The organism is Kitasatospora sp. NPDC059812, from assembly GCF_042732075.1.
In the GTDB taxonomy this organism is placed as follows: Bacteria; Actinomycetota; Actinomycetes; order Streptomycetales; family Streptomycetaceae; genus Kitasatospora.
Window position 1 is genome coordinate 170,046 of record NZ_JBHWIO010000002.1, and the last position, 8,557, is coordinate 178,602.

The following is an 8,557-nucleotide window of genomic DNA, read 5'->3' on the forward strand; positions in this document are numbered from 1 at the left end:
CGCCGCGCGGCCCCGCCCCCCGCCCCCGCCGCCCTCCCTAGGCCCCCGCCCCCCCCCCCCTGTCTGTGCGCCGCCAGGGACTCGAACCCCGGACCCGCTGATTAAGAGTCAGCTGCTCTAACCAACTGAGCTAGCGGCGCCTGCTGACAGAGAAGACTTTAGCAGCGCCCGGGGTCCGCGCCAAAATCGAATACCGGCCGTCCGCCGTTCACCCCCCGGTCACGGCCGCCGCGCCGGCCGGCACGGCCGCGGCCGGCTCCCGGGCCGCCCGCACGCACGCCCACAGCACCACCGAGGCGCCCGGCAGCCACGGCTCCCGGTCCTCCGGGGCGACGATCCACCGGCCGGAGCCCAGCCCGGGGGAGTCCGGGCCGTTCACCATCCGCTGCACCGGTGGCACGGTCACCGCGTCGCCCTTGCCGTGGCACAGCAGGGGCGGCACGTCCCGGGCCCACTCCTCCCAGGCCAGCAGCCGGCGCAGCCGGGGCCCCGCACCGGGCTGGACGAACAGCAGCGTCCGCCCCCGGTATGAGGCGACCGGCCCGCAGCCGGGCCCGGAGGCCCACAGCTCGTCCAGCACCCGGCGGCCGAACAGCGACGGCATGCTGATCACGTCGAAGGCGCGCCCGCAGGGCAGCACCGAGGGCGCCCACGGCCGGGCCTCCCAGAGGGCGCGCATGCTGCGCGGGTACTCGCTGGCGGAGGCGAGCCAGGCCTCGCCGGCCACGGTGACGTACTCCACCGACTGATACGTCCAGATGTCCACGGACAGCAGCCTGTGCCGTCCGGGGGCCGGACGGGAGGGAAAGCACGGTTTGCCGGACAGGACGACGGGGAACGGCGTACCCTTCCCCGCTCGCGCATATGCCAGCGGCGGATGCCGGGGCGCCGGAGCAGCGGGTGCCTGGCGCTCCGGCGCCTTGTGCCCGGCGGCGCTCAGTCCTCGTGGCGGCGGGGCTGGAGCAGCCCGCGGCCGTACTCGATCATCTTGGCCGCGTAGTCGGGGGTCCAGTCCGCCCGCTGCGCGATCTCGGCGTCGGACAGCGCGTCGAAGCGGCGCGGGTCCGCCAGCTGCGCGGCGGCGACCGCCTGGAAGTCGGTGGCCCGCTCGGCGGCCGTCCGGAAGGCCAGGGCCAGCTCGGTGGAGCGGCGCAGCAGCTCCGTGGGGTCGTCGATCGACTCCAGATCGAAGAATCGTTCCGGCTCCGGCTCGGCGGACTGCGGCTCGAACAGCAGCTGCACCGGACGCAGACGCCGCGCGGGGTCGGCCTGACCGCCGTGGTCGGACGCCTTCGTGTGGGAGTCGGGCATGGACGGACACCTCCGGGTCTCGGTGAGGGTGGGCGGCGGCTGCTCCGGGCCGCGCCGCACGGCCGTGGCCGCCGTCCATTGTCGCGCGGCGGCGGCCGGTAACGGAACGGTGCGCGTGCGGGCGCTATTCCCCCGTACGCGCCGGGGTCGCGCTACTCCTTCGGGTGGTCGGGCGCGTGCGGCGGCGTCGGGGCGTCGGGGCCGTCGTTGTCCCGGGTGTCCCAGCGATCCACCACCCCAGGGAGAACCCATGCCCGTACGCAAGGGCCTCGCGGCCGGACTCCTGCTGATCACCCCGGCCCTCGGATCGGCCGCGGCACCTGTGGCCGGGGCCGCCGAGACGACCACCGTGGTGACCGGGCCGTGGAGCGGCCCGGGCGGCTGGTCGACGGCGACCTGCCCCGAGGGCTCCCACCTCACCGGGGGCGGCTACGCCTTCCGGCCCGCCGGCTCCGGCGACGCCGTCCTGGTCAACGCGCCGAACCCCGACGACCCGAGCACCTGGGCGGTGCGGGCCGGGCACGGGACCGTCCAGGCCTACGCCGCCTGCGAGACCGAGACCGAGACCGAGACCAAGGCCTGATCCGCCCGCCCGGCCGCTCAGCCCAGCCGCACCCGGTGGTCGCTCAGGTGGTGCAGCACCTGATGGTTGGCCTCCCAGCCGTCCGGGAAGGCGACCGGGACGCCCAGCTGGACCGGCTCGGTGGACGGGTGCTCGTCCAGCAGCTCGCCGATCCCGGCCCGGGCCACCACGATGCAGGCGTGCCGGTGCCGGGAGGCGAGCACGCACAGCCGGCCGGTCTCCAGGTGGAAGGCCGTCGCGTCGGGCCGTCCGGAGAGCGGGTGCAGCACCACCGTGACGTCGTACTCGCGGCCCTGCAACCGGTTGGCGGTGTCCACCGTGACGGCCGGGCCGGCCGCCTGGTCCACCGGGACGCCCACCTTGAGCAGGGCCGCGCGGACGGCCGCGGCCTGGTCCCGGTGGGCGGTGCCGACCGCGATCCGATCCGCGGTGAGGGAGGCCTCGCCCTGTTCGGAGCGGGCGGTCAGTCCGCGCTCCAGCAACCGCCGGACGACGGCCGCGACAGCCGCCACCGCCTGCGGATCGGTCCGCACGGTGTGCCGGGCGGGCAGCTCCAGCAGCGCCCAGCCGTGCTCGGCGGCCCGGTCGATCGCGGCGTCCAGCGCGCCGCCGTCCGGCCGGACGGCGGCGGTCAGCCGGCGGTCGTCCGGGCCGGTGCCGGAGCGGAACGGCGTGTACGGGTAGAACGCCCGCGAGATCAGCGGCGCCGCGCTGGCCGGCAGCCGCCAGGAGACCGGCAGCCGGTGCGGCTCGATCTGCGGGTTGTGCGCCAGCATGGTGACCACGGCGCTGCTCGACGGGTCGTACGACAGGCCCGCCCACTGCTCGGTGCCGACCACGGTGAACGGGTCCAGCTGGCCCGGATCGCCGACGAACAGCGCCCGTTCGAACAGCCGGGCCACCGCGAGCAGGGCGTCCGAACGCATCTGGTACGCCTCGTCGACGATCGCGTGCCGCCACGGCGCCTCGGCCCGCACCCACTGCCACTTCGCCGAGGTGGAGACCACCACGTCGTGCTCGACCAGCTCGGCGACCTTGTCGGAGGGCGTGACGTTGGCGTGCTTCAGCACCTCCGGGCCGGGCCGGGCGTCGGCGGCGTGCAGCCGGCCGATCGTCAGGTCCGGCGCCTTCTCGGCGAGTCGGCCGACCAGGTCGTCCACCTGGCCGTTGGTCTGGGCGACGATCATCAGCCGCTCGCCGGCCTCGACCAGCTCCCGGGCCGCCCGCACCACCAGCGTCGACTTCCCGGCGCCGGGCGGGGAATCGACCACCACGCCGCGCGGGGCGCCGGCCGCCGGGTGGACGGTCGCGGCCAGGATCCGGTCCACGGCGGCGTCGGCGGCCGCGCCCGGTGCCTGCTCGGCGCTCAACTCGGCCATCATTCCCACTCCTCGGAGACGGACGGGGCGGGTACGGGGGCGGCGCCGGGCGGGCCGCCGTGCGTCCACGGGGTGTCGTCCGGCTCTGGCAGCGGCGCGGACTGGCGGACCGTCAGCTCGAACAGGGTGAAGGTGACCGGATCGCCGGGCTCGGGCAGACTGCCCGGCTCGGGCTCCTTCCTGCGCCCCATGCCGGACAGCAGGCGCAGGGTGATGGTGCCCCCGGCCGGGTCGACCGCCGCGATCTCCGCCTTCTGCGGGGACCGGCCGCCGCCGGCCTCCGGCTGGGGGGACCCCCACACCCGGTGCGCCTCCCGCCCGAGATCCGCGTGCGGGCGGTCGGCGGTGCGCAGGGTGATCAGCGGGCGCGGCTTGGGGGAGCGGCCGGTGGTGTCGTAGTCCGGCACCACCTCGGTCACCACGCCGCTGAACGCCTCGCCGGACAGCCGGTGTTCGGCCATCGCCAGCGGATCGTCCAGCGCCTCCTGGACGTCCAGCCGGGTCTGCTCGCGCTCGCGCTGGGCGAGCTTGCGGGCGGCCGTGACGGCGTCGTCCTGCCGCGGCTGCGGCGGCTCGCCGGCCGCCAGCCGGTCCCGGTGGCCGGTGTAGGACCAGCGGTCGCCGGTCCAGCGCTCCGCCAGGTGCCCGGCGGGCGGCAGCCCGCGCAACAGGTCCAGACCGCGCCAGACGTCCCGCCAGGTGGGCAGCAGCACGGCCGCCAGCACCTCGCGCAACTGCTCGACCGCCGCCCGGACGGCCGCCCGGGCGCGCTCGGCGGCGGCCTCGTCGCGCTGCTCGGCGCTGTGCTGAAGGGCGGCCGTGGCGGTGTCGTAGCGGGCGATCGCCGGGGCGAGCACGAACTCGTCGAAGCGCGGATCGGTGGCCGGGCCGGCCGGCGGGTGCAGCAACTGCCCCCGGTCGTCCCGGGCGGACTCGGCGCGCTCGGCCGCCTCGGCACCGGTCAGGCCGCCCGGCGGGGCGTGCCAGGCCAGGTGGGCGGCCAGGTGCTGGTCCTCCAGGTGGCTCTGGCCGGTGGCCCAGTGCCGGGCCAGCAAACCGGTCATCGGCAGCAGCAGGCTGGTGCCGGGCACCTGGGCGCGGTCGGTGAGGTGGGTCAGCCAGCGGCCGAGCAGCGGCACCCGCACCGGCGCGGGGTACGGCCCCGGCTCGTCGTCCTCGACCGTGCGGCGGAACCGGGTGGAGCGGCCGAGCAGGGCCAGGTGCCGCACGCCCGCGCCGTTCGGCACGATCAGCTGCGGCGCGTCGGCGCACAGCTCGCGGAACACCTGGGTCTTCTCGCCGGTCTCCGGGTCCTTCTCGGAGCCCTCGATCTGCTCCACGTCCTCGGCGAAGGACTCCAGGTACGGCAGCAGGTCGGCGGCCAGCTCGGCCAGGAAGTCGAACCGCAGGGTGCGGTTGAGCGGCTGCGGCACCAGGTGCAGCCGGGGCGCGTCCCGGTCGGTGCCCAGCAGCACCGCCAGCGGCGCGCCGGCCTCACCGGCGGCCGTCAGCGGCACGACCACCATCGGGCGGTCGGACAGGTGCCGGTGCCGGACGGTGGCCAGCGGCTCGGCCCGCCCGCTGCGGACGGCCTCCAGCCGGGCGAGGGTGGTCAGCAGGCTCATGCGCCCGCCCCCGCTTCGGGCCCGCCGCGTTCGCGCAGGGCCGCGCTGCGCCCGCTCATGCGTGACCCGCCGTCGGGGCCTTGCCCAGTGCCTCGGCGCGCAGCGCGGCCGCGTAGGCCAGCCGTTCGGCGGCCTCGTCCACGTCCACGTCCTTGTCCACGTCGGCGCTGTCAGTGTCCAGGCTGATGCCGGCTTCGGCGGCGGCCAGGGCCCGCGTCACCGTCCGGATGCTGCCCAGTTCGCCGCGCACGCCCCGGCCGAGCTGCTCGACCCGGTCGCCGCAGCGGGCCTGGGCGCGGCAGTGGAAACCGAGCTCGCAGGTGGAGAGGCAGTCCGGGCCGTACGCGGCGGGCACCGCCTCGACCGCGGCGGTCAGCTCCTCGGCGGAGCGGGCCGGCACGCCCTCCTCGTCGGCCGCCAGGTCGAAGTCGGCGCCCGCCGGCAGCTCCGCCAGCAGCCGGTCGATGCCGGTCATCCGGCTCAGCTGGCGGCGGGTGGTGGCGAGCTCGCGCCGGACGTCGACGGCGACGGCCGTCGGCCGGTTGCCGAAGTCCTTCGGGCAGACCAGCAGCACGCTCGACCGGGGGCTGCCGGGCAGCCGCTGCTCGGTGTACGGGTCGTCGGCGAGCGGGTGGCCGGCCAGTGCGGCGGCGGTCCGCTGGAGCGCCAGCACGTACACGGCGGCCTGGCGGGCGGCGGCGCCGACCTTGGCCGGGTCCGCGCCGCCGTCCAGCACCGGGAAGGACTTGATCTCGACCACCGTGCACCGGCCGCCGTGCACCACGACCGCGTCCGGCTCCAGGTAGGCGGTGCCGCCGGCCACGTCCAGGCGCAGCATCGGGTGGTCCAGCAGCGTCCAGGCGTCCGGGTCGGCGGCGGCCCGGGCCAGCGCCTCGACCGTCCGGTCGGCCCGGACGGCGGGCCCGGAGCGGTGCAGCAGATCCGGCACCTGCAAGGGGGTGCCGCCGTCCGCCGGGACGCCGAGGTGGCCGCGCAGCGGCTCCAGCAGCGCGGCGTAGTCGTCCGCCTTCAGCCGGGACTCGAAGATCACGCCGCGGGCGATCGCGAACGGGGACTGCCCGAAGGGCGCGGGGCGGCCGAGCCGGGCGGCCAGCGTCGACTTGTCCACCCCCGCAGCGTCGAGCACGGCGCGGCGGTGGCAGCCCGGATTGGCGGCGAGCGCGGCGAGGGAACGGGCGTTCAGGCTGCGCTGCGGCGCGGGACCGCGCAGTTCGGCGAGCCGCTGGGCGAGCGGCTCAGCGTGCCCGGTGGACGGGACGTTCGTCGAGACGTTCATGGTGCGGCCCAGTGTCGCACCCGGGTCCGACAATGCGGTGCGGACCGGCCTGTTCCGGCCTGAACCGCGCGTGCGTGCCGGATGGGGGACACCTCGCGCCCCGGTCGGCCCGGGTGCCGAGACCGTTTCGGACCGGCGCCGCCTCCGGACCGTTTCGATCCGGAGCCGCCTCCGGAGCGTTTCGGACCGGCCCGCGATCGTGCCCGCCGTCCGGGTGAGGGATCATGGAACCCGGTGCTCAAGGGTGAGACCGACCGTTGCCGCCACCCCGCTGCGAGGAGCCTGCCATGCCCGCCCGAATCGTGCTGGTCCGCCACGGCGAGACCGAATGGTCGGCCACCGGCCGCCACACCGGCCGCACCGACATCCCGCTGACCGAGGAGGGCCGGGCGATGGCCCGGGCGCTCGGCGCCCGCCTCGCCAAGGCCCCCTGGAACGGGCTGCCGGACGCGCTCGTCTACACCAGCCCGCTCGGCCGCGCCAAGGAGACCTGCGCCCTGGCCGGCTTCGGCGACCGGGCGGTGGAGCGCCCGGAGCTCCTGGAGTGGGACTACGGCCAGTACGAGGGCCGCACCGGCGCGGACATCCGTGCCACCGACCACCCCGGCTGGCTGATCTGGCGCGACGGCGTGCCCGGCGGCGAGAAGCTCTCCGAGGTGGCCGCCCGGGTGGACGCCTTCCTCGCCGGCCTCAACGAGGAGCACGGCGTCCCCGAGCCGGACACCACCGTCATGCACTGCGCGGACCGGGACGTCGTCCTGTTCGCGCACGGCCACCTGCTGCGCATCCTGACCGCGCGCTGGCTGGGCCTGCCGCCCGAGTTCGCCCAGCGCTTCAAGCTCGGCACCGCCGCGCTCTGCGTGCTCTCCTGGGAGTACGGCGCGCCGGCCGTGGAGGTCTGGAACGACCTCTCCCACCTGGAGGGCCTGGCCGCCGGTCACTGACGTACTGTCAGGAGTCGCGTCTCAGGCGGCCGCCGCCTGGTCGTACCCGGTCAGGAAGTGGCGCACCTCGGTCACGGCGGCGTGCGGGCGCAGCCGTTCGGCGGTGTCCGCCAGCATGCTCCGGATCCGGGCCGAGCGGACCTCGCCGAACAGCGCCACGGCGGCCGAACCGTGGTGCGCCGCACCCGCCAAGTCGCCCCGGCCGAGCCGGTCGTGGGCCAGCTCGGCGGTGTACAGCACCCGGTTGCGGACGAAGTGCGGCTTCTGCAGCGCTATGGCCAGTCCGGCCTGCTCGCTGGCGCGGTCCCAGTCGCCGAGTGCGGACCAGCACTGCGACTGCAGGCCGGCGATCTCCGCCTCGCCGAAGAAGGACATCCACTCCGGATCCCCCTCGGCGCGGCCGCGGTCGAACAGCGTGTACGCCCGGGCGAGCGCGCGTTCGCAGGCGGCGCGGTCCTGCAGCAGCGCCCAGCCGCCGGCCTCCCGCATGGCCAGCAGCGCGAGCAGCCGGGCGGAGTCCAGCTGGCGGGCGGCGACCTGCCCGGCCTGGGCGGCGCGCAGCGCCTCGCGGGGGCGGCCGGCGTCCCGGGCGAGGAAGGCGCTGTTGCAGAACACGTGCGCCTCCAGTGCGGCGTCGCCGGCCATGCGGGCGGTGGCGAGCGCCTCGGCGTAGAGCGAGCGGGCGTCCGCCAGCCGGTTCGAGTCGTGCGCCAACCAGCCCACCGAGATGGCGAGTTCGCCGGCCCCGGCCTGGAGTCGGCGTTCGGTCTCCGCGCTGTACTCGCCCTCGTTGAGCAGCAGGTAGGCGGTGCGCAGCGACTGCCCGGCGCGTTCGAACAGGGTGTCGCCGCCGTGCGCGTCGTCGGCCAGCCGGATCTCCCGGACGGCCTGCTCGACGCCGAGCACCTCGGCGGCGCCGACCCTGCGGGGTGGCGGTACCGGCCCGGGGCGGCCGGGCACGAAGGCGCCGGGGCCGGGCTCGAACAGCACCGGCGCGGCGGGGTCGGCGGCGGCACCGCCGGTGGCCGCGGCGGCGGCCACGGTCGGCCGGTCGATGCCGATCACGGTGGCCAGCGCGGTCGGGCCGCCGGCCAGGAACGTACGGCGACGCACGTCGTCGTTCTCCTCGTCGAGATAGGGCGATCCATCAGGCCCCCGGGGCGCCGCGACGGCCCTCGGCCACGGGGGCCTGTTCGGAGCGGCTGGATCCGCGTACGGCGAGGCAGCGTACGGGAGTTGAGTGGAGAGCGGTGAGCGCGGGGCGGGCGGGGGCGGGAACGGTGGGTGGAGCGGGGGGGCTTGGGCCCTCCCGCCGCGCCCGACCCCCCCGCGCCGCCGGTACGCCGGGCCCGGGGGCAAAACACCGACACAAAAATAAAAAAAACAGACCCCCAAACACACAAACACATCACTATGCG

General features: G+C 76.3%; 8 protein-coding genes and 1 tRNA gene. 2 read left to right on the forward strand and 7 right to left on the reverse strand.

Annotation, left to right across the window (positions count from 1 at the left end):
- Positions 1–66: 66 nt before the first annotated feature.
- The 3 genes from ACFV6D_RS01910 to ACFV6D_RS01920 all read right to left on the reverse strand — a co-directional run bounded on the left by ACFV6D_RS01910 (position 67) and on the right by ACFV6D_RS01920 (position 1,311).
- Positions 67–140, reverse strand: a tRNA-Lys gene (locus ACFV6D_RS01910).
- A 68-nt stretch (positions 141–208) separates the two neighbouring features.
- Positions 209–766, reverse strand: coding sequence for a bifunctional DNA primase/polymerase (locus tag ACFV6D_RS01915; RefSeq protein WP_063349288.1), 558 nt, complete (start codon positions 764–766; stop codon positions 209–211).
- 170 nt (positions 767–936) lie between these two features.
- Positions 937–1,311: a hypothetical protein gene (locus ACFV6D_RS01920; RefSeq protein WP_063349289.1), complete on the reverse strand. Its 375-nt coding sequence runs from the start codon at positions 1,309–1,311 to the stop codon at positions 937–939.
- A 250-nt stretch (positions 1,312–1,561) separates the two neighbouring features.
- Between ACFV6D_RS01920 and ACFV6D_RS01925 the strand changes: the two genes are divergently transcribed.
- Positions 1,562–1,894 (forward strand): hypothetical protein, encoded by a 333-nt coding sequence (locus tag ACFV6D_RS01925; RefSeq protein ID WP_380557709.1) that lies wholly within the window; start codon positions 1,562–1,564, stop codon positions 1,892–1,894.
- A gap of 17 nt (positions 1,895–1,911) precedes the next feature.
- Here ACFV6D_RS01925 and ACFV6D_RS01930 read toward each other — a convergent pair whose 3' ends face one another.
- The 3 genes from ACFV6D_RS01930 to ACFV6D_RS01940 are packed head-to-tail and all read right to left on the reverse strand — an operon-like array spanning position 1,912 to position 6,195.
- Positions 1,912–3,276 (reverse strand): AAA domain-containing protein, encoded by a 1,365-nt coding sequence (locus tag ACFV6D_RS01930; protein ID WP_380557711.1) that lies wholly within the window; start codon positions 3,274–3,276, stop codon positions 1,912–1,914.
- The gene (locus ACFV6D_RS01935; protein ID WP_063349292.1) at positions 3,273–4,898 is read right to left on the reverse strand and encodes a hypothetical protein; all 1,626 of its coding nucleotides are present in this window, start codon (positions 4,896–4,898) and stop codon (positions 3,273–3,275) included. Before ACFV6D_RS01935 ends, ACFV6D_RS01930 begins: the two co-directional genes overlap by 4 nt.
- 55 nt (positions 4,899–4,953) lie before the next feature.
- On the reverse strand, positions 4,954–6,195 hold the full coding sequence (locus tag ACFV6D_RS01940) for a hypothetical protein (RefSeq protein WP_380492685.1): 1,242 nt from the start codon (positions 6,193–6,195) through the stop codon (positions 4,954–4,956).
- A 287-nt stretch (positions 6,196–6,482) separates the two neighbouring features.
- Between ACFV6D_RS01940 and ACFV6D_RS01945 the strand changes: the two genes are divergently transcribed.
- Positions 6,483–7,139, forward strand: a complete 657-nt coding sequence (locus ACFV6D_RS01945; protein ID WP_363370111.1) for a histidine phosphatase family protein — start codon at positions 6,483–6,485, stop codon at positions 7,137–7,139.
- Between the two features lie 21 nt (positions 7,140–7,160).
- Here ACFV6D_RS01945 and ACFV6D_RS01950 read toward each other — a convergent pair whose 3' ends face one another.
- Positions 7,161–8,252, reverse strand: coding sequence for a tetratricopeptide repeat protein (locus ACFV6D_RS01950; protein ID WP_380434822.1), 1,092 nt, complete (start codon positions 8,250–8,252; stop codon positions 7,161–7,163).
- Positions 8,253–8,557: the final 305 nt, after the last annotated feature.

Bases quoted from the DNA above. Each gene is read 5' to 3' on its own strand.
- ACFV6D_RS01940 (WP_380492685.1), bottom strand. From the start codon at position 6,195: ATGAACGTCTCGACGAACGTCCCGTCCACCGGGCACGCTGAGCCGCTC.
- ACFV6D_RS01930 (WP_380557711.1), bottom strand. From the start codon at position 3,276: ATGATGGCCGAGTTGAGCGCCGAGCAGGCACCGGGCGCGGCCGCCGAC.
- ACFV6D_RS01935 (WP_063349292.1), bottom strand. From the start codon at position 4,898: ATGAGCCTGCTGACCACCCTCGCCCGGCTGGAGGCCGTCCGCAGCGGG.
- ACFV6D_RS01945 (WP_363370111.1), top strand. From the start codon at position 6,483: ATGCCCGCCCGAATCGTGCTGGTCCGCCACGGCGAGACCGAATGGTCG.
- ACFV6D_RS01925 (WP_380557709.1), top strand. From the start codon at position 1,562: ATGCCCGTACGCAAGGGCCTCGCGGCCGGACTCCTGCTGATCACCCCG.
- ACFV6D_RS01920 (WP_063349289.1), bottom strand. From the start codon at position 1,311: ATGCCCGACTCCCACACGAAGGCGTCCGACCACGGCGGTCAGGCCGAC.